This window comes from Stenotrophomonas nitritireducens (assembly GCF_001431425.1).
GTDB lineage: Bacteria > Pseudomonadota > Gammaproteobacteria > Xanthomonadales > Xanthomonadaceae > Stenotrophomonas > Stenotrophomonas nitritireducens.
On record NZ_LDJG01000017.1, the window covers coordinates 122,414 to 141,421 of the forward strand.

Consider the following 19,008-nt stretch of genomic DNA (forward strand, 5'->3'; position numbering starts at 1 on the left):
TTACAGGATGCCGGTGGCTTCGGTGAGCAGCCAGATGCCGATCACGAGCAGCACGGCGCCGATGGCGACCGTGAGGCCGAACTGGCCCCACGTCTTGCGGCCGGTGTGGATCTCCGCGTAGGTCCCGTAGGCGTGGTAGCAGACGCCGATGAACATCGACGCCACCACCAGCAGGGCCACGAGCATGATGATGTCGTAGCCGTAGTTGCGGATGGTCTCCATGATGCCGTTGCCGGTGCCGCGCGTGGGGTTCTCCAATTGCGGCAGACCTTGCGCGAACGACAGCGCGGGCAGCGCGGCGGCGCCCAGGGCCACGGCGGCGCGCTGGGCAAAACGGGAAGTGAGGTTGCGGTTGTGCATGGTCGGGCCTTTCAGGTCAGGACAGAAGGAAGAAACTCAGGACGAGGTACATCGCGACGAAGCGAATGCAGACGCCGAGGAACTGGCGCTGGTTGAGGCGGCTCTCGGACCACCCCACGTAGGCCGTTCGGATGGCCCAGACGCCCCACACGAGCAGGACCGCGAGCACGACGCCGACCAGGACGGTCGCCATCGCGGAAGGCGCGATACCGCTGTTGGCTTGAAATGCCGAGACCTGGGCGCCGTTCATTGCTCGCCCTCCGCAGTCGTCTTCGGCGATGGCGAAGCGGCCCGCTCGGTGCGGTAGTCGCCGGCCAGTTCGGAGGGGTCGCGCGGCTGAGCGCGTGATGGCGTCAGGTGGAACTGGATGCCGGCGCGCACGCGCGCCAGGTCAGCCAGCAGCCGTGGGTAATCGAAGTGGTAGCGCTCGCCCGGCTGGATGGGGGCATGCGCGGCGCTGTCCGCGACGGTGCGTTCCAGCGCGTCGAGCTGGCGCAGCGCGGCGACCAACTCCTGGCGCTGCGCCGGGGACTCGGCCAATGCCATCGGGGACTGGCCCAGCACGAGGGCCGTCACGAAAAAAGTGGGCACGCCGCGATGCGCGGCGCGCAGCCAGATCGAAGCCACCATCGCGCCATTCCTGTGTGATCAGCAATGGGTTGATCGTGGAGATCAGGGCTGTTTCAGGCCGCAAACAATAGGAACTGGCGGACGACCGGATTGGGCATGCTGCGAGCGAACCTACAAAAGCCCGGGTCGCGTTTCGATTATTGCGTTTTTCGAGTATTTCGAATATGATCGGCTCTGCAACCGTTTTCGCTTAGGAGCTACCCATGACCACCGCCACTGCCCAATCCAAGATGACCCTTCCCGCCGCGGGAGAGGTGAAGGCAGCCGTCCAGGGTCAACGTGCCTTGGCGGCTTACCTCGCAACCCAGTTCGAGACGCAGCACATCCAGATCTTTGATGACCACAAACAGGCTCATCAGGTGGAACTGCCTACCTCGGCTTTACGCCTGCTGGTCGACATCCTGGCCGAGTTGGCCGATGGCAATGCAGTAAAGGTGGTGCCCGTCCATGCAGAGCTGACGACCCAAGAGGCGGCGGACTTGCTCAACGTGTCCCGTCCCCATTTCGTCAAGCTGCTCGAAGATGGGGTGTTGGCATTTCATCGCACCGGCAAGCACCGCAGGGTGAGGTTCGCCGATCTGATGCAGTACAAGGAAGCGCGCGAGCGCGCCAGTGAGCAGGCGATGGCCGAACTCGCTCAGCAGTCGCAAGAGTTGGGAATGGGATACGAATGAGGCATTCCCCATTCACCGCCGTCTACGACGCGTGCGTTCTATATCCCGCGCCACTGCGGGATTTCCTGATGTGGCTCGGCCTGTCTGGCCGCTTCCGGGCGCGGTGGAGCCAAGCCATTCATGAGGAGTGGAAACGCAACCTGTTGATCAACCGCCCCGATCTCACCCGGGTTCAGGTCGACAGGACGTCGGATCTCATGGACCGGGCAATTCCGGACGGCTTGGTGGAGGGCTACGAAGCGCTCGTGGCAGGCCTGACATTGCCCGATCCGGACGACCGGCACGTCCTGGCTGCGGCGATTCGCTGCGGTGCGAGCGTGATTGTGACGTTCAACGAACGGGATTTCCCGAACGATCTGCTGGCTCCGTACGGCATCGAATCGCAGCACCCCGATGAGTTTGTGGACAACCTACTGGATCTGGACGCGGCCGCCGTGGTGTCGGCTGCGCAGCGCCAGCGTGCCCAACTCAAGCATCCGCCGATCGAGGTGGACCGCTATCTCGAAATCCTGCTGCGCCAGGGCCTTGTGCAAACGACCAAGGTGCTGGCGACCTATCGCACCATTCTCTGACCCGCCGAGAGCCACGGATGACCAAGAATCCTTCATCAGACGCCACTTTGCCGAAAGGCATCCATCGAAGCTGGAAGCTGCCGGACACGTCGCTGGGCGCCCTGTGGGATTCCATCGTCATGGACGAAGCTCTCAAGAAGCAGTTGCTGTCACAGGCGATCGTCAACTTCACGGTGCGCCCCAAGGTGGAGCGCACGGTACTCCCCCTGCACGGCGTGATCTTGTTGGTCGGCCCGCCGGGGACTGGGAAGACCTCCTTGGCACGGGGCTTGGCGCATCGTGTGGCCGAATCTTTTTCTTCTGCGAAGTTTCGATTGCTGGAAGTAGAGCCTCACACGCTGACGAGCTCTGCAATGGGAAAGACTCAACGCGCCGTGGCAGACCTGTTCTCGCAATCGATCGCAGAATCCGCAGCGGCGGGCCCGACGATCGTCCTTCTGGACGAGGTCGAAACGCTTGCGGCTGATCGAGCCAAGCTCAGCCTGGAAGCCAACCCGGTTGATGTGCACCGGGCCACCGACGCGGTGTTGGTGCAGTTGGACATGTTGGCCGAACGCAACCCGCATCTGCTGTTCGTGGCCACCAGCAACTTCCCACAGGCCGTCGACAGTGCCTTCCTATCTCGTTGCGACATGGTGATGGAGGTGCCACTGCCCGGCAAGGATGCCTGCAAGCAGATCCTGGTGGACTGCCTGAATGGCCTGGCAAAGACATTTCCGGGGATTGGCAAGCTTTCCTCGGCTCACCAGTTCGACGCGTGCGCTGGCGAGTGCGTCGGATTGGATGGTCGGGCCATTCGCAAGGTCGTAGCCAACGCCCTCGCGGCCGACCCGCAAGTGGCTATCGATCCGAACAAGCTTTCCGTAGAGCACCTGCGCAGTGCGATACGACAGGCAACGCAAATGCGCCTTCAAGGAGGGAAGCAAAAATGACCACCGTTGTCAGCCGGACGTTTCGCAGCTCGCCGCACCGCGATGCGTTGCAGACGTGGGATGCCATTGTCGAACTGCTCACTCAGGGCAAGGACGGCACGGCTCGCTCTGAACTCAGGGCCGTGGCGGGCGTGGCCGCCAGCTTGATCGCCGACCAGGCACCCAAGAGCGCGCCCATCGTTGCGACATGCGATGGACCACGGACCAGGATCTACTGCCTCTTCGACGAAGACGCGATCGATGGTGATGATGCCAACGAAGAAGTCTTGGGGTTCGAGCCGTTGAAGGGAGACTGGGGAGTCTCGCTGCCGTGTCCGAAGGAGCAGCTCGGCTGGGTGCAAACCGCGCTCAAAAAGCACAGTTCTCGCATCATTGCACGGGACTTGAGCCAAGGAATTGCCACGCAGGCGCAGGCCGATGCTGGACAAGCGCTGTCGCTCGACCTCGGAGGTTTCCTCAAGTCATGAGCACCGTCGCCACCTACTCGTACACGCACTCGGTTACCTATGTGACCGACAACATCCTCAAGAGCTTGAAAGACATCATCCTGCTCAGTGGGCTGGACCCCGAGCACTTCGCGGATCGCTGGGAGAGCAATACCCGAGCCATCAAGACGTGGCTCGGGACCGGTGATCTGCGCAAGGTGATTCTGGAGATCTACAACCCGGCAACCGACAAACTCGTGACCCGATGGGATATCGACATCGTGTATGGGTGGTCCGATGGCGACGGCAGCTTCTGGACAGATACCGAGCAGTTGAAGTACGCGATCAAGAAAGCTGGGCTGCTGCCATCGCAGGCCAAGTACAAGTTAATGCTCGATACAAAGCCAGGGCGGCCTGATGTGGAGGGGTGGAGCAAAGGAAGTTATCGCTCGACGGATGGAATGGTCAAGCAGAGCCTAGGCTCGACTGTCGAACACAGCGGCCTGGCGGGTCAGGCCGGATATTGGAGGCAACGCTGATGCTGTCGATCGATGAAGCTTTTCGCAAGTTCAAGTCGCGTCTGGAACTCAACGAACGCGAACAGAAGAATGCCTCGCAACGCCAGAACGAAGTGCGGGACTACCTGCAGACCAAGTTCGGCATCGCGCGCAGCTTCCTGACCGGGTCCTATGCTCGATACACGAAGACGAAGCCGCTCAAGGATATCGACATCTTCTTCGTGCTGAAGGACTCGGAGAAGCATTACCACGGCAAGGCCGCATCGGTAGTGCTGGATGATTTCCACTCTGCATTGGTGGAGAAATACGGTTCGGCGGCCGTGCGCAAACAGGCGCGCTCGATCAACGTGGATTTCGGTGTTCACATCGACGCGGAGGACAACACGGACTACCGGGTGGTCAGCGTGGATGCGGTGCCCGCATTCGACACCGGCGACCAGTATGAGATCCCCGATACGGCGTCCGGAAAGTGGATCAAGACGGACCCGGAGATCCATAAGGACAAGGCGACCGCAGCGCACCAAGCCTATGGCAATGAGTGGAAAGGTCTCGTGCGCATGGTGAAGTACTGGAACAACAATCCCAAGCACGGCGATCAGAAGCCGGTGAAGCCCTCGTTCCTGATCGAGGTAATGGCCCTTGAGTGTCTTTACGGCGGCTGGGGAGGATCGTTCGATCGCGAGATCCAGTCGTTCTTTGCCACGCTTGCCGATCGTGTTCATGACGAGTGGCCGGATCCCGCCGGACTTGGCCCGGCAATCAGCAACGATATGGATGCCGCGCGCAAGCAGCGCGCGCAGCAGCTGCTGTTCCAGGCGAGCCAGGACGCAAGCATCGCCATCGACCACGCGCGTCGTGGTCGCAATATCGAAGCGCTTCGCGCCTGGCGCGCACTGTTTGGCCCCAAGTTCCCACTGTCCTGATTCCATCGGCTTCCATACACGTCCCATCGAGGTACAGCATGTCCCAGTGGTCGCTTTCCCAGCTCCTGTCGTCCCTGCATGAAGACATCCAGCAGCGCTTGTCCGTAGTACGCAAGACCTTCGGTCACCCGGGTGCGAAGGGGGATGCGAGCGAGAACGTCTGGATCGACATGCTGGATACCTATCTGCCCAAACGGTACCAGGCGGCGAAGGCGCATGTGGTGGACAGCCTGGGGAACTTCAGCCAGCAGATCGATGTGGTGGTGTTTGATCGGCAATATTCGCCTTTTATCTTCACCTACGAGAACGAGACGATCATTCCAGCCGAAAGCGTGTACGCCGTGTTCGAGGCCAAGCAGACGGCTGACGCGGGGCTTGTGGCCTATGCCCAGGAGAAGGTCGCCAGTGTGCGCAGGCTGCACCGCACGAGCCTGCCGATCCCGCACGCTGGCGGGACCTACCCAGCGAAGCCGTTGATTCCGATTCTGGGTGGCTTGCTCACCTTCGAGAGCGAATGGAGTCCTGCATTGGGCCCATCCATGGACAAGGCGCTGAACGCAAACCTCACCGAGGGGCGTCTGGACATCGGATGCGTTGCCGCCCACGGGCACTTTTTCTATGACCAAGCCAGCGGCGCGTACAGCTACACCAACGAAAACAAGCCGGCGACCGCGTTTCTTTTCAAGCTGATCGCGCAGCTTCAGTTCAGTGGAACGGTCCCCATGATCGATGTGGAGGCTTACGGTCAGTGGTTGACCAAGTGAGGGGTCGCTGTGGCAAGCATACGTTCGGAGTACCACCGGTTCCTGGCGCACTTGACGCAGCGGCACGTGCACGACGACGTGCGCCGGCTGGCGCACCTGGTGCTCGATCACCTGCAGCCACTGGCCGAGGTCGGTGCTGCACGCCGGGGGCGCTCCACGCGCTTGGCGCCGCTGGCCATCGCGCATCTGGCGCAGATGCCTGTCGCCTACGACGGGGACGCGCGCGGCCCCGAAAACGGGCCGGCGCTCGGGCGACTGCACCAGCTCGAAGTCGGGCCGTTTCGAGGATTCATGCGGCAGGAGACGTTCGACCTCAGCCATGACATCACCTTGGTCTACGGTGCCAACGGCACCGGCAAGAGCAGCTTCTGCGAAGCCTTGGAAGTGGCGATGCTCGGTTCGATCAGCGAAGCGCAGGCCAAGCGGGTCGACCAGCGGACGTACTGCAACAACGCTCGCCTGCGCCGCCACATCGCGCCAGTCCTGTCGTCTACGGCGGCGGGCGAGGCGCAGGCCGTCCAGCCCGACGAAGCTGAGTATCGCTTCTGCTTCATCGAGAAGAACCGCCTCGACGATTTCGCCCGAATCGCCGCGCGGACCCCGAGCGATCAGCGCCAGCTCATCGCCACCCTGTTCGGCGTGGACCAGTTCAGCGAGTTCGTGCGCGGCTTCAACCCCTCGCTCGATCAGGACCTGATGCTTGCCGGCGTGCAGGCGGCGCAGCTGGCGCAGCGTCGCCTGCAGTTGGCGAACTCCGAACAGACCATCGCCGCCTACCCGCAGAAGATCGCAGCGGTCGAGGGCCTGGAACAAGCTTTGGCGCAGCGCATGTCACCTGGCGCGACCTATCAAACCTGCGTGGACTGGCTGCTGGGTACGCCGCAGCAGCAAGGACGGCTACCGTATGTCCAGGCTCAGCTGGACGCCAACCCGCCTGCCATTCACGAGGTGACCCAGGCCCGCCTGCAAGCGTTGCTGGCAGAGGCCTACCGCGTCCAGGGACTGTGGCAAGCGTCTTCCGCGCAACTCGCGGCCCGCGCCGGCGAGGTGTCGTACGCGAAGCTCTACGAGGCCGTGCAAGCGTTGGCGGACGGGGCGACCGCGTGTCCGGCATGTGGAACCGAACTGGCCGCCGTGGCGCAGGACCCGTTCGCCAGGGCGCGAATGGGCCTGGAGCAGCTCGCGCAACTGGCCGTCCTGCAGCAGCAGGAGGCCGGGCATCGGACGCAGTTGAGCGAGGCGGTCCGAGCGCTGTGTGACGAAATGCGCCGCGTGGTGGCGGCGGCTGGGGTCGCTTGTCCTGCCGAATCGCAGGCCGCGGGCCTGCCACTGCTGCCTCCCACGTCGGCGGGCAATTGGCTCGGCGGCGGGGTGAATGGGGACCAGCGCGCCTGGCAAGCCCTCTTACGGATCGCACAGATCATCGAAGGCTTCGACGCGCAGGCGCGCGACGTGAATGCCCAGCGCGGCGCGATGGCCCAGGAGCGGGACCGCCTGCAACAGCATCAGCTGGAGATCGAACGGCTGCGGACCATGCGCACGACTGCGGATCAGGAGCTGGCGGCCGCCCGCCAAACCGTGGCCCAATTCGACGACGCGAACCGCGGCCTGATCCAGGCGGCCACGGACGAAATGCCGGTGGTGGTGCACCATCAGCGGGTCAAGGCCGCCTACGACGGCTTCCTGCCCGAGATTCAGGCATACCTGACCGCTCTGCCGGGGGTTCTGCTACAGGGGCTGGGAGACCAAGCCCGCCATCTCTACAACGCATTCAACCGGGCCGATCCGCCCGGCGATCTGCTGCACGCGCTGTGGTTGCCCGTGGCCGAGAACGGCAAGATCGAGGTGGAGTTCGCCGGCGAGCCGGGCGCGCGCTACGACGCGTTGATCGTCTTCAGCGAAGGGCACATCAAATGCCTGGGCCTGGCGATTCTGCTTGCCAAGAACCTCGCGCAGGGCTGCCCCGTGGTCATATTCGATGACGTCGTCAACGCGATCGACGACGACCATCGCGATGGCATCTGGCGTACCTTCTTCGAGGACGGTTTGCTCCACGGCAAGCAGGTTATCCTCACCTCGCACGCAGAGGAGTTCCTGCACCGCATCCAGCAGGAGTTGGGCGTGCGCCGCGCCGCGGCCATTAAGCGCTACAAGTTTCTCCCGCATCAGGGAGAGCACGAACTGCGGGTCGACAGCGACCCGCCAGCGAAGAACTATGTTCTTCTGGCCCAGCAGGCGTTGGCGGCTGACGAGAAACGCGAGGCACTGCGTCAGGCCCGGCCGGCGCTGGAGAGTCTGACGGACCGCCTGTGGACGTGGCTGGGTCGGCGGGCGGACGGCCGGATCGACATCAAGCTGAGCGGGCCCCGCGCGCCTTGGGAGCTGAACAATAAATGCACCAAGTTGCGGTCGGCCGTCGAGCGTATCGCGGCGCAACATGCGGGTGCGCCGGATGCCGTAGGGGCGTTGGTCCGGCTGCTCAATGTCAGCGGTACGAGTATTGAATGGGGTTACCTCAATAGCGGTGTGCACGACGCTCAGCGCGATCATGAGTTTGATCGGGCGACGGTAAGAACGGTCGTCGAGGCGGTTACGGCGTTGGATGCTGCTCTTGATACCCTGCAGAACCGATGAACGGCACACGGCTTTGCAGAGCCGTGCCGCCCGTGTCACCTCATAAGTACTTCTTGAAGCTGCCTGCGGTCAGGCTGACTGCCATCCCCAGCAACGCCGCGCTGGGCAGCAGGATGACCAGAGGATGCACCGATATGGGCAGAGCGAGATAGGTGACCCAAGGCAGCACGGCCAACGGCATCAGGCTGGCCTTCGCGCGGTGGTAGATGAAGCCGGATTCGCGGCCCGCGCCGAACCGGCGCACATCCCGTCGCACCAGGCCGTCAATCAGGCCGACGAATGCCGCCGTGAGGATCAGCGGCAGCGTGAGCACCAGGACCAGCAGGCGCACCAGGAAGGTGAGCGTCGTGAAGGCCGCAGCGATCAGGTAGCTTTCGGCCCAGACATAGACTTGGCTGATGTAGTAGCGGAAGTTGCGGCTCTGCCCGTGGCTGGGCGCGCGGACGCGCTCGGCGGTCTGGCTCATGCGCTCCAGCAACCCCGAGCGCACGAACACCCACTCGTACCCGGTATCCACCAACTCGTGCGCCGTGCGCCCGGGCTCCTGTACCACCACGCTGCGCGTGAAGTGGTTGGACAGGTGCCCGAGTTCGTACCGCAGCATCTGCTGGGAGTGGCGCCAGCCCTGGTCCTTCCAGAACAGGTGCATGCCGGCGCACTCCACCACGATCGAGAACAGCAGCGAGCCAATGAGCACCCCGAGCAGCCGGAACGGTAAGGTGATGGTGCCGACGATCAAGCCTTGGCGATGGTTCTGCTCCCGCTGCGCGGTCGAGGCGGCATCCTTCATGGCACGGCCTCGTTGCCCGCGCCATCGTCGGCGCCGGTGGCCACCGCGCCGGGCTCGGCCGCAGCGGCATCGTCCAGCAGGTCGTCGGGCAAGGCCGCATCCTGCAAGGCCGACGAGCTGGTGAACTCCCACCACTGCGTGGCCTCGCTGTAGCTCTGGCGCATGTACCCGGCCAGTTGCTGCAGGTCCGCCGGCATCACTTCATCCGGGTCCGGCGCCGGCAGCGGCATACGCACCTTCCAGAGCTGGCCGCCCTGCAGCAGCGCGAAGCACTGGCCCTTGGGCAGGCCGACGACGTGTGACGGCTCGATCATCGGCACGCTGGCCATGCTGATGCGGTCCTGGGTGTTCGACGTGAAATCCGTCGCGCCGCGGATGTCTGAGCTGTCCGTCGCGCCCGAGACGATGGTGGTTGTATAGACCTCGACCTTCGGCAACTGCCTCGTCAGCAGTTCCGCGGTGGCCGTCTCGCGCACGCGCAACATGAATAAATTGTTGAAATTCCCGATCACTTGGCCGGCCTTCGCGCGATTTCCGATGCGGGCCTCGATGTCCGAGAGCGTCTGCGTGTACGCCGTGACTTGCAGGCCGGCACCGCCGCCCTTGTTGATGAGCGGGATGAATTCATCGCCCATCAGTTCATTGAATTCGTCGGCATGAACGTTGATCGGCACGCGAGCGCCAGCCACTGCGCCGGGCAGGCCATCGTCGATTCCGTGCTTGTAGATGTGTCCGGCCACCGAAACCAGGTCAGAGAACATCGAATTGCCGACCGCTGCGGCGACCTCGGCGTCAGACAACGCATCCAGACCCACATAGACGATGGCCCGCTTTCGGATGACCTGCATCCAGTCGAAGATCGGGCGCGGGTCGGCCAGGTCGGAGTAGTTCGGCGCCAGGAGATGGGCGATCTTGCCGCTCGTGAGCTTTTCCAGCAGCGGCAGCAGCGATGCAACGATCTTGTCGAAGTAGGTCTTGTCGTAGCGCACCGCCGAGCGCAGGCCATCGAGCACAGGGTCGTAGTTGCGCGCCTGGGAGAGGTATTGCTCCAGCGCCACCACACGCTTCTCGCGCCCGATCATGTTCCTTGGGATGTTCTTCTCGTTGAGCTTGGCCTCGATCTGGACGATCACCTCCCAGGCCTTGGGCTCCGTCTTGGCAAAGTAGTGCTGGGCGTACTCAATGAACAGCGCGTCGATGTTGATGACGTGGCGCTGGATCAGCATGTAGTCCGGGCGCTGCCCCAGTTCCACCAGGGCGCGGGCGATGATGTTCACGAAGCGCCATGCGAACTCGCGGAACGCCGCGCTGTTGCCTTCGCCGGAGAGCTGCCCCGCGATGCGTGTCGCCACTTCCGAGATCCGACCGAAGCGGCCCACGGCGTTGTAGCGGGCGCTGATTTCCGGCCAGCCCAAGTGGAAGATGTAGAACTCGCCTTCGCGGCCAGCGCGCTGGGCTTCGACGTACATCCGTTTCAAGAGATCGGCATCCCCCTTGGGGTCGATGACGATGACGACCTCATGCTCGCCGGCAGCATTCCTGCGACGGATGTCCTGCGTGACGAACAACTCGGCCAGGCGCGTCTTGCCCACCCGCGTGGTGCCCAGCACCAGCGAGTGCCCGACGCGCTCGCCCAGCGGCAGGCTGACGTCCACTTCGTCGGGCTCGATGCCGTGCAGCCTTGGCAGGCCGCCGACAGGCGGCAACGGGCGCACGGGGTTGAAAGGCGCGTCCCAGCCGGTGAGCTTCGGCAGGCGCGAGAGCGGCAATGGCGCGAACTCCAGCCGTTCCTCCAGGCGCCTGGTCAGCCGGTAGGCCGGCGTCGGCTCGACGTAGCGGCGGAACTCGGGCCGGTACGTCTGCATCAGCCGATGCGTGTGCTTCTGCTCCCAGAGAAAGCCGCGCCCCACGAATAGGCGCTGCTGGCTGACCGGCACGTCCTTGCTGGTCATCACGTAACGCGGCAGACGGCGGATGTTGCGCCGGTAGCGCAGGATGATGCGGGCATCGCGGTAGCGGATCGCGCCGTAGGCGCCGAACGCCAAGGCGCTGCCGATGCCCATGGCCGGGCTCAGCGCGAGCGACCATGGGGCCACCAGGCACAGAAACGCGGCGCCTGCACACGCCGCGACGGTGTATAGCTCCACCGCTGGGCGTAGCAGAACCTCGACCGGCTGTTTGCCCGACATGGCTTCATTGCTCGATGCCGGTGGCCGTGATCAGCGCCGGGTAGTGCCGCAGGCCCAGGCGATCGGCCAGGTCGTCGCCGGCCACGGGCGCGAGCGGCACGCCCGGCACCAGGGCGCGCAGCCGCGCCAGGCCCTGCGCGGTCTCGACGTTGACGACCAGGCCGACCGCGCCACGTTCGCGCAAAGCGGCGGCGCGGCGCTGCAACCAGGCCCGGGAAGCCTCGTCGTCGCCGATGACCACGAACGGCCGCAGGCCGGGCGCTTCGATCACCCGTCGCGCGACGGTGCCGGGCGTGAGCTTGGCGCTGCGCACCGGCAGCATCGCGGCTTCGTCCGCCCGTGTGGCAGGAACCTGGGGCGTCGGGATGGACGGCCGCGCCGGTGCGTTGGCGCGCGGCTGGAGATTCAGGGCTTCGTAGTACGGCAATGCCGACGTGCCGCCACGGTCCTCGACAACGATCAGTGGCTCGCCGGCACGCGAGGCCAGCGGCAGGCCTGACAGCAGCATGAGTAGGCCCGTGAACGCGAGATGGGCGGGATGGGGTTTCGTCATGGGGAGGTCTCCTGGCGCGCCGCGAGGACCGCGGCGGCTGGTCGCGTGCCCTGCACGCGGGCAAGGTGGCGCGACACGCTGCGCCGATAGCGGGCGGCGGGCTCGCCGCCTGCGGGGCGGTGGTAGCGGCCGATCGCCAGCAGCCAGTCCTCGCCGGGGGTGTGCTGCTCCTTCAGGATCTCGGCGGCAACGGCCAGGTTGCGATACGGATCCAGCAGGTCGCACGCGCCGGTAAAGCGGTGCTTGTGGTAGCCGAGGTTGATCTGGCCCAGGCCCGCATCAATGCGCGTGTGCGGCGTGGCGCGCATCGCCTGCTGCAGGCCAGCGCAGGCGTCGGCGCGCGTGGCGAAGCGGCGCGACTGGCCGGCGACGTTGAGGGACCACGGCCACGGCACCAGGCGCCCGTTGCGCCGGATGCCGCTCTCCTGCAAGGCCACGGCGTAGAGCACGGTCGAGGGGATGCCTGCGCGCTGGGCGGCAAGCTGGTAAGCCGGTGGCGGAACCTCCTGGGCCAGGGCGGCAACGGCATACAGGCCGGCAGTGAGCACCAGTGCGCGCAGGGGCATGGCTACGGCTGGCGCTGCCATTGGCCGTTCACTTCGCGCACGGCGGCGGGCAGATCGCCGGGCAGGCCCAGTGACAGCCAGCGGCCGCCGTCGTGGTTGAGCGTGATGCTGCCGGCGCGCACGCGCGCCGGGTCGATCTGCGCGCGCTTGGCCCAGTCGCGGATGCGCGCGTCATCCTGGCGGCTGCCCACCATGTACAGGTCGAACTCCGCGCCCGAGGATTGCAGGCGCTGCACGAGCTGTCCGCAGGCTGCGCAGCCGTCCTTGACGAACACCGCCATGCGGCCGCTGCCGCGCAAGGGACTGCTGGATGGGCCGGCGCCCGGCTTGTCGTCGGGCAGGTTCACGCGCTGCATCCCCGGATTCAGGCGCTGCCAGGCCTCGTCGTAGGCGCGCTGGTAGGCGAGCAGCTTCTCGACGCGGCGCGCTTCCACCTGCACCTGCAGTTCCGCATAGCGGCGCCGTTCTTCGTCCGTGCGAGCTTCGATGCCCAGGGCGGACAGCGGGTCCAGGTTGGGCGAGTAGATACCCAGCGGCCCATCCATCAGCTCGCGGTAGCGTGCCCATTCTTGTGGCTGCAAGCCCCATTCGGTTGCCACCCGGTCGTCCAGCACGCGGGCGGCCAGCGGGCGCTCCTGGCTCTGTGCGTTGCGCGCCGAGGTCGTTGCGGGCTGCTGCGCCCAGGCGGGCCATTGCGACGACGCCACCAGGACCGCGAAAAGGAGGATCGACGGCTTCATGGGGTGCTCCGGTCAGGGAATCGCCACGCGGCGGGTCTGGTTGCCGGCCTGGAACACTGCGGTGTTGCCCTCGATCGCCTGCAGGCGCCACGGGCCGACCGCATCCCCGGGCAGCAGCACCTGAAGTTGGGCGGGCGTGAAGTCCCCGATGCTCGGCGCGACGGACACGCTGCGCTGGCCGGCGCGCAGTTCGGCGCCGACGACGCGGAATGGCAGCGGCGGCAGCTCGGTCTTGGAGGCGGCGGACGTGCGCGATGCGCGCCGCTGGGCGGGTGCGGTGGCACGCGCGGCGGCTTGGCGCGCCTTGATCTGCTCGACCTCCGCGCGCAGCGCCTGGAGGTCGTCGGCCGCTGCGTAGCCACTGAGAGATTTCTCGACCTGGGCCGCGCGTGCTTCCAGAATCTGGCGGGTGTCTTTGAGGTCAGCGTCCGTCGCGACGGCCGGGCGCTGCTGGATGGCCTCGATCGTCTCGGCCAAGCCAGTTGCCTGCGCTTCCAGGCGTTGCAGGCGGGAATCCAGCCGCTCCTGGTCGGCCTGGTCGCTGAGGGCCTGGTAGCCCAGGGCCGCCAAGACGCTGAGGAAGATCAACCAGAGCCACATCAGGCTCTGCACCACCACGGCGGCGGTCGATCGCTGGGCAGGTTGCGGGGCGTTCATGGCTGGCCTCCCGAAACCATGGGTGCCAGCGGGAACGTCTGCACCGCCTCGGTGGCGGGTGGCTCGGATGGGGACTCGGCGACCGCGCGATCGCCGGGCCGCTCGAAGCAGATTTGCCGTGCGCGGTCATCCGCGTGCAGTTCCCAGGCCGGGCCAGCCAGCGTGAGCAGCGCATCGCGCAAGGTCATGGGGCCGAGGTGCAGGTGTACCGCCGGCAACGGCAGCGCGTACAGCTCGATCACGGCATGCGCGGTCTGGCACAGGCCATAGCCGCTGCGTTTGAGCACGTGCCGAAGCCCATCCCCGACCGTGGCGCGGGCATCCTCGGGCATGGACACGTCGATGGTCTGCAACAACAGGTCGCGCTGCGCCGCCATGGGTGCCAGTTCGACCAGTGTGTAGCGGGCGTAGCGCACGACCGGGATGTACTCGGAAGCCTCGGGTTCAGGCGCGGCCAAGACTTCCGCGATGGTGTCGGGCGCGACCGGCGCAGTCGTCGTCGCGCAGCCACCGGCCAGCACCGACCACAGCAGGCCGAGAAATCCCGCCAGAAGGCGGCGTTCGGGATAGTGAAACCACGGTGGAGAGGGGCACATAGCTCGGCGTCCTGAAACATCCAGCCCTCACCATCGCCGCTCAGGCCGCGAGCGGCAGCAAACAATGCGAACCAGGCAGCGTCCGATTTACCGGGAGCGGCAAAAAAAACGGCCCCGAAGGGCCGTAAGTGGAACGTGTCATGCGGCGACAAGCTGCCGGGCCAGTGCGACCTCGACGGAATCACCGTCCTGGTTCAGGACATCGAGCCCGGATTCGGGCACGTCGCCCGAGGTGGACTGCGAGACCATGATCTTCTTGGCCATCAGCTCCAGGCAGGTCATCTGCGAGGAACCGGCGTAGCCGAGGTAGATCACACGCACGGGCTGCTTCTGCCCGATGCGCCAGGAGCGGCGTGCCGCCTGCTGGAGCGAGTACACGTTGTAGCCCGACTGCATGAACACGATCGTCGGGAACTCCAACAGGTCCAGCCCCGTCTTGACCAACTCGGGGTTGGTGATGAGCACGTCGATGCCACGGTCCAGTTGCTCGGCGATCCAGTCTTCGCGGCGGCTGGCATCCACGCTCGCGCGCAGCACCGCCACCTTGAAGCCTTCCTGCTCCAGCAACACCTTCAGGCGCGACGTGGTGTCGCGCGTGCCGGTATAGACCGTGTAGGCCAGGACCTTGCGGCCCTGCGCCTTCTCCTCTTTGCAGATGTCGATCAGCTCACGCTCCTTGGGGCTGATCTCGAACTCGTTGAACTGAGCCGGGACAAACGCCAAGGTGTTGCGCGTGCGCGGATGCACCACGGTCTCCGACCGGAAGCAGCAATCCGGCCAGGCCAGCAGCACGTTGAGGACCACACCCAGCAAGGTCGTATCGCGTCGCGCCAGAGCCTGTTTCAGCTCCGCGGTCAGCCGACCCGCCAGATCGCGGTAGGCCGCGGCTTGCGCCGTGTCCATCGCGACTTCACGGAACTCCTCGTCATACGGCGGCAGGACGTTGCCACCGATGTCCTTGAGCTTGAGAAAGATCGTGAACGGCAGGATGCAGCGCAGCACGCCCTTGGGGCCAAACCCCGGGGCCTTGACCGTGCGCACCGATACCTTGGTGCCCTTGGCCGTCTTGTGCGCCGTGCCGGTGCTCTCGGAGTAGATGTCCTTCAACACCCCGTGATCGCGCATGAACGCCATCGCAGCCGAGGTCATGCTGCCGCTCGTGGTCGGGCGGTAGCCGTCTTCGATCATCCGCCCCGGAAGGGCTCGGAACAGCAGGTGGAACAGGTCGTCCCCGTAGCCGCCCATCAACGTGCCGGTCAGCAGCAAGGTCTTGCGAGCCTTCGCCGCCAGCACGCCCATGGCCTGGCCCTGGGCACTGCCCCCGTTCTTGTACTCATGTGCCTCATCGGCGATGAGCAGGTCGAACGTGCCTTGCGGCAGGTAGCGTTTGATGAACTCGGACGGCTGATAGCCGCCCTCGCCAAAGCCGAACTCCATGTTGGCCATCGCACGTTCCATGCGCGTGGCCTGACGGTCGGAAAACACCAGCTCGCCGTTGCCATCCATGAGGTTGATGAACTCATGGATGTTGTCGCCGAGCATCGACGCCAGGAACCCGTCACCGAACTTTTGCATCAGCTTCTGCGCGGTGACCTCTCCGATGGTCGGTATGCGCTTTAAGGCTTTGAGCACGGCCGAGGACTGGTCGCTGCCGGACAGACTGCGCGGGCGGATCAGTGTCCACAGGGGCGCGGCGCAGTGGCCGCACTTCCTGCGGCACTCCTCGGCTTGGAGCGCGATCGGGTTGACCGGCTCGCCGTCGAGGTCGGTGATGACCGTGCCGCAGTCCGGGCAGGCCGCCACGTCGCCGTGGCGGGTGCGCCGCGTGGTGAAGACAGGCTTCCAGTGAAAGCCCATCCGCATCCTGACGCGCCCCAGGACGAAGAACTCCTGGCCCGTGGGCTGCACGCCCAACTGCTCGCGCAGCTTGATGAGCTTGACGAGCGTATCCGGCCCGTTGAGTACCCACACCTTGGCACCGGCCACCGTCTCCTGGATCTCGCGCCGCCACTTGTAAACCAGGTGGGGCGGCGACAGCACCAGAGTGCGGCGATAGCCTTCGGCGTTGAGCACGGCGGCCGTGGCAATGCCGACGGTCGTCTTGCCGCAGCCCATCTCGCCATTGACGATCGCAGCACGTTCGCCACGGTCGATCAGCAGCTCGGCGGCGGCGTGGACGACTTCGGCCTGGGCTGGGAACAGCTTGCGCTTGAGGCTGGCGACCACCAGTTGCCGGTGCGCCTGCGGTTGGCCGGTATAGACCGGCGGATTAGCGCTGTTGAGGGCGTCGAGTAGTTCGTCGCCGAACTCGCCGACAAAATCCTGAAGGCTCAGGGTCAGAGGGGAAGATTCCGCGTCGAGCAGTTCGCCCTGTACGGGCGCGGATTCAGCGGCAGTGGTTTCGAGATCGAGGGACATGGTGATGCTCCAAAGAAAAATGGGGCATGCACCACCCCCAGCGGGGCAATGGCATGCCCCGTGGTGGGAAGAGAATCGACGCGTGGCTGAGGGTGGTTGAAGGTGCTGGCCTGGGCGGCCCGCAGGTGAGCCGTGCTCAGTCTTCGGACGGAAGCACGATGACGGTTGCGCAGCGCTGCGAATCGGTGACGATGCGAATGGCGAGCCCCGGATGGATCACGTAGTGCGATTCCAGCGACGCGCCCGATTGAAGCGCGCTGCTGTTCGTCTGCCATTGCTGGATGTTGACGTCGCCCCAGTCGCCACGGGTGTGGCGCCTGAAGTACGGGATCGGGTCCAGGCGACCCGCGCGGACCAGGCGGTCTACACCTCTGCTGAAGATGAGCGCCCCGATGGGGAACGCCAGCCGCTGGCAGTAGGTTTCGATGCGATGCGATGCCATGGGCTCCTCCTTGATGAGTCATTGAGCCACGACACCCCTGCCGGAGTGAAGTGGCTCCGTCAGGTGGATGAGGATGACGATGTGGGGCCTCAGATCAGGTCCCGCTCTTCGGGAAGCTGGACCACCGTGGTCTGGTGGTCCTCGCTGGTCTTGACGATCAGCGCCAGGTCCGGCGTGATCCTGAACTGCGAGATCATTAGGTTGTCCTGTTGGATCGCCACGTCGTTGGCTTGGCGTGTGGCCTCATCGATCTCGCCCCAGTCCCCGCGCACATGGCGCTGGACATAGGCCAAGGGGTCGATCAGGCCTCGCCGGGCCAGCCAATGCACCTTCTCGCTCAACTTCAACGTACTCGGTGCGAACAACGGTTGCTTGTGCGGCGCAGGCCGCTTGAACGGATTGGGGATCATGGTGTTTCTCCTTCGAGTTGGTACAGCAGGACGGCAGCGCGTCCGGTGGATCAGCGAATGGTCAACACCTCGCCCCGTGTCGCGGAGCCAGGTGTCATGTCCCACGCGCGGATGACGGGAACGAACTTGTCGGTGAGGATGCGGGTCTCGGCGATGGAGCCGTCTTCGCGTTCGGTGAACTCCCGCTGGAGCGTCTTGTCCTTGTGGGTGTCACCTTTGACGACGAGCACGCGCCCGGTCTTGGAGCGCACAACCCCCGAGATCGCACCCGCGGCCAGAGCCAGGGCGAGATGCCAGCGGGACAAGGCCCGCGCCGGTGGACGCAGCGATTGCTGCGCAGCCCCCAGGTGCGTGTCCTGCGATGGCCACAAGCCTTGCAGCCTGCCAACCTCATCGGCGAACTGCTCGGGCTCCATCGTCACGCGGAAGAAATGCTCTGGCTCGGCCGGGCTGGCGGGGACGATGTACGGCAGGAACGGCCACTCGCTCGGCAGTTCCTCGGCTTCGACTTCGCCTTGCCCTACCTGCAACAGCAGATTGCGCACGGCCTTGACGCCATCGGGCACCTGCTCGCGCTGGCGCACCCGGCGTCCGAAGATCACCACCTGCTTGAACTGCGTCTCCACCGCTCGGTAGATGCGCAGGTCCGTGTAGTGGCGCGTCAGCCAGCCGACCAACTCCGCGTCGAGCACGTAGCCGGGGACGATGAAAACCAGCACGCCGCCGTATTGCAGCAGCGAGAGCGTGCGCTGGTAGAACAGCTTTTCAAGGCGGGCACGGCCCTGGCCCTGATAGCCGATGTTGCCGTTGACGTCCTTGGACAGGTCCCCATACGGCGGGTTGAGCCAGAGCAGCCCGAAGGACTGCTTGGAGACCATCGTGTCCATCAGGTCCGCGTGCAGGCAGTGATCGACCAGGCCGCGGGCATGGCGCGCCCGCTCCGCGTCGAACTCGACGGCGAACGCCTTTGCCTGCTCGCGCCCGAGGGCATGGGCGGCTTCGGCGATCGCCACGCCTTCGCCGGCGCAGGGATCGAGGATGCACATCGGCCCGTCGCTGGGCATCAGTGCGTTGAGCGCTCTTTCGAGCGTGGGTTCGTCGGTCGGGAAATATCCGTTCTTGACGAAATTGCGGGCGAGCCGCGGGAACATGAGGGCCATGGAAGTCTCCTGGTTGGCGGGGATGAAACACGGAAGTACGCCAAGGCGTGCCTCC

22 protein-coding genes are annotated in these 19,008 nt (G+C 65.2%); 8 read left to right on the plus strand and 14 right to left on the minus strand.

Annotated elements, in window-relative coordinates; translation table 11 throughout:
* Genes ABB22_RS11920 through ABB22_RS11930 form a run of 3 tightly spaced genes read right to left on the minus strand, consistent with a single transcriptional unit; the run spans position 1 to position 990 of the window.
* The gene (locus tag ABB22_RS11920; RefSeq protein ID WP_003090173.1) at positions 1–360 is read right to left on the minus strand and encodes a TIGR03745 family integrating conjugative element membrane protein; all 360 of its coding nucleotides are present in this window, start codon (positions 358–360) and stop codon (positions 1–3) included.
* Positions 361–376: 16 nt separating this feature from the next.
* Positions 377–610, minus strand: a complete 234-nt coding sequence (locus ABB22_RS11925; protein ID WP_003090170.1) for a TIGR03758 family integrating conjugative element protein — start codon at positions 608–610, stop codon at positions 377–379.
* Positions 607–990, minus strand: coding sequence for an integrative conjugative element protein, RAQPRD family (locus tag ABB22_RS11930; RefSeq protein WP_003120001.1), 384 nt, complete (start codon positions 988–990; stop codon positions 607–609). Before ABB22_RS11930 ends, ABB22_RS11925 begins: the two co-directional genes overlap by 4 nt.
* Positions 991–1,193: 203 nt before the next feature.
* On the opposite strand from ABB22_RS11930, the gene ABB22_RS11935 reads away from it, so the two are divergent.
* The 8 genes from ABB22_RS11935 (at position 1,194) to ABB22_RS11970 (ending at position 8,432) form a co-directional block, all read left to right on the plus strand.
* Positions 1,194–1,664 (plus strand): helix-turn-helix domain-containing protein, encoded by a 471-nt coding sequence (locus tag ABB22_RS11935; RefSeq protein WP_003050245.1) that lies wholly within the window; start codon positions 1,194–1,196, stop codon positions 1,662–1,664.
* Complete coding sequence (locus ABB22_RS11940; protein WP_003109777.1) at positions 1,661–2,236, plus strand: PIN domain-containing protein; 576 nt, start codon at positions 1,661–1,663, stop codon at positions 2,234–2,236. Before ABB22_RS11935 ends, ABB22_RS11940 begins: the two co-directional genes overlap by 4 nt.
* A 17-nt stretch (positions 2,237–2,253) precedes the next feature.
* Positions 2,254–3,168 carry a CBASS system CD-NTase-associated protein Cap6 gene (gene cap6 / locus ABB22_RS11945; protein WP_003105629.1) on the plus strand — a complete coding sequence of 305 codons (915 nt, stop codon included), beginning with the start codon at positions 2,254–2,256 and terminating at the stop codon, positions 3,166–3,168.
* The gene (gene cap8 / locus ABB22_RS11950) at positions 3,165–3,635 is read left to right on the plus strand and encodes a type III CBASS phage resistance system CD-NTase-associated protein Cap8 (RefSeq protein WP_003105626.1); all 471 of its coding nucleotides are present in this window, start codon (positions 3,165–3,167) and stop codon (positions 3,633–3,635) included. The genes cap6 and cap8 overlap by 4 nt, the downstream gene beginning before the upstream one ends.
* Positions 3,632–4,132 (plus strand): type III CBASS phage resistance system CD-NTase-associated protein Cap7, encoded by a 501-nt coding sequence (gene cap7, locus ABB22_RS11955; RefSeq protein WP_003090159.1) that lies wholly within the window; start codon positions 3,632–3,634, stop codon positions 4,130–4,132. The genes cap8 and cap7 overlap by 4 nt, the downstream gene beginning before the upstream one ends.
* A complete protein-coding gene (locus ABB22_RS11960; protein WP_003105624.1) occupies positions 4,132–5,034 on the plus strand; it encodes a CBASS oligonucleotide cyclase in 903 nt (300 codons plus the stop codon). Before cap7 ends, ABB22_RS11960 begins: the two co-directional genes overlap by 1 nt.
* Positions 5,035–5,072: 38 nt before the next feature.
* Positions 5,073–5,798, plus strand: coding sequence for a CBASS effector endonuclease NucC (gene nucC / locus ABB22_RS11965; protein WP_003120003.1), 726 nt, complete (start codon positions 5,073–5,075; stop codon positions 5,796–5,798).
* A gap of 66 nt (positions 5,799–5,864) precedes the next feature.
* Positions 5,865–8,432: an AAA family ATPase gene (locus tag ABB22_RS11970; protein ID WP_003105622.1), complete on the plus strand. Its 2,568-nt coding sequence runs from the start codon at positions 5,865–5,867 to the stop codon at positions 8,430–8,432.
* A gap of 40 nt (positions 8,433–8,472) precedes the next feature.
* On the opposite strand, the gene ABB22_RS11975 is transcribed toward ABB22_RS11970, so the two are convergent.
* The 11 genes from ABB22_RS11975 to ABB22_RS12025 form a co-directional block, all read right to left on the minus strand.
* Entirely contained in the window at positions 8,473–9,222 is a 750-nt protein-coding gene (locus ABB22_RS11975) for a TIGR03747 family integrating conjugative element membrane protein (protein ID WP_003109778.1), read from the minus strand.
* Positions 9,219–11,411, minus strand: a complete 2,193-nt coding sequence (gene traD, locus ABB22_RS11980) for a type IV conjugative transfer system coupling protein TraD (RefSeq protein WP_057505255.1) — start codon at positions 11,409–11,411, stop codon at positions 9,219–9,221. The genes ABB22_RS11975 and traD overlap by 4 nt, the downstream gene beginning before the upstream one ends.
* A 4-nt stretch (positions 11,412–11,415) precedes the next feature.
* Positions 11,416–11,964, minus strand: coding sequence for an integrating conjugative element protein (locus ABB22_RS11985; protein ID WP_003109779.1), 549 nt, complete (start codon positions 11,962–11,964; stop codon positions 11,416–11,418).
* Positions 11,961–12,530: a transglycosylase SLT domain-containing protein gene (locus ABB22_RS11990; protein WP_003050289.1), complete on the minus strand. Its 570-nt coding sequence runs from the start codon at positions 12,528–12,530 to the stop codon at positions 11,961–11,963. The genes ABB22_RS11985 and ABB22_RS11990 overlap by 4 nt, the downstream gene beginning before the upstream one ends.
* Positions 12,531–12,532: 2 nt before the next feature.
* Complete coding sequence (locus ABB22_RS11995; protein ID WP_003098886.1) at positions 12,533–13,270, minus strand: TIGR03759 family integrating conjugative element protein; 738 nt, start codon at positions 13,268–13,270, stop codon at positions 12,533–12,535.
* A 12-nt stretch (positions 13,271–13,282) separates the two neighbouring features.
* A complete protein-coding gene (locus ABB22_RS12000; RefSeq protein WP_003098888.1) occupies positions 13,283–13,927 on the minus strand; it encodes a hypothetical protein in 645 nt (214 codons plus the stop codon).
* The gene (pilL2, locus tag ABB22_RS12005) at positions 13,924–14,523 is read right to left on the minus strand and encodes a PFGI-1 class ICE element type IV pilus protein PilL2 (RefSeq protein WP_003098890.1); all 600 of its coding nucleotides are present in this window, start codon (positions 14,521–14,523) and stop codon (positions 13,924–13,926) included. The genes ABB22_RS12000 and pilL2 overlap by 4 nt, the downstream gene beginning before the upstream one ends.
* 138 nt (positions 14,524–14,661) lie before the next feature.
* Positions 14,662–16,941, minus strand: a complete 2,280-nt coding sequence (locus ABB22_RS12010; protein ID WP_004350563.1) for a helicase-related protein — start codon at positions 16,939–16,941, stop codon at positions 14,662–14,664.
* A 136-nt stretch (positions 16,942–17,077) separates the two neighbouring features.
* Complete coding sequence (locus ABB22_RS12015) at positions 17,078–17,383, minus strand: hypothetical protein (protein ID WP_003116817.1); 306 nt, start codon at positions 17,381–17,383, stop codon at positions 17,078–17,080.
* An 89-nt stretch (positions 17,384–17,472) separates the two neighbouring features.
* Entirely contained in the window at positions 17,473–17,793 is a 321-nt protein-coding gene (locus ABB22_RS12020) for a hypothetical protein (RefSeq protein WP_003116818.1), read from the minus strand.
* Positions 17,794–17,843: 50 nt separating this feature from the next.
* Positions 17,844–18,977, minus strand: coding sequence for a DUF6094 domain-containing protein (locus tag ABB22_RS12025; protein ID WP_223224654.1), 1,134 nt, complete (start codon positions 18,975–18,977; stop codon positions 17,844–17,846).
* Between the last annotated feature and the right edge of the window lie 31 nt (positions 18,978–19,008).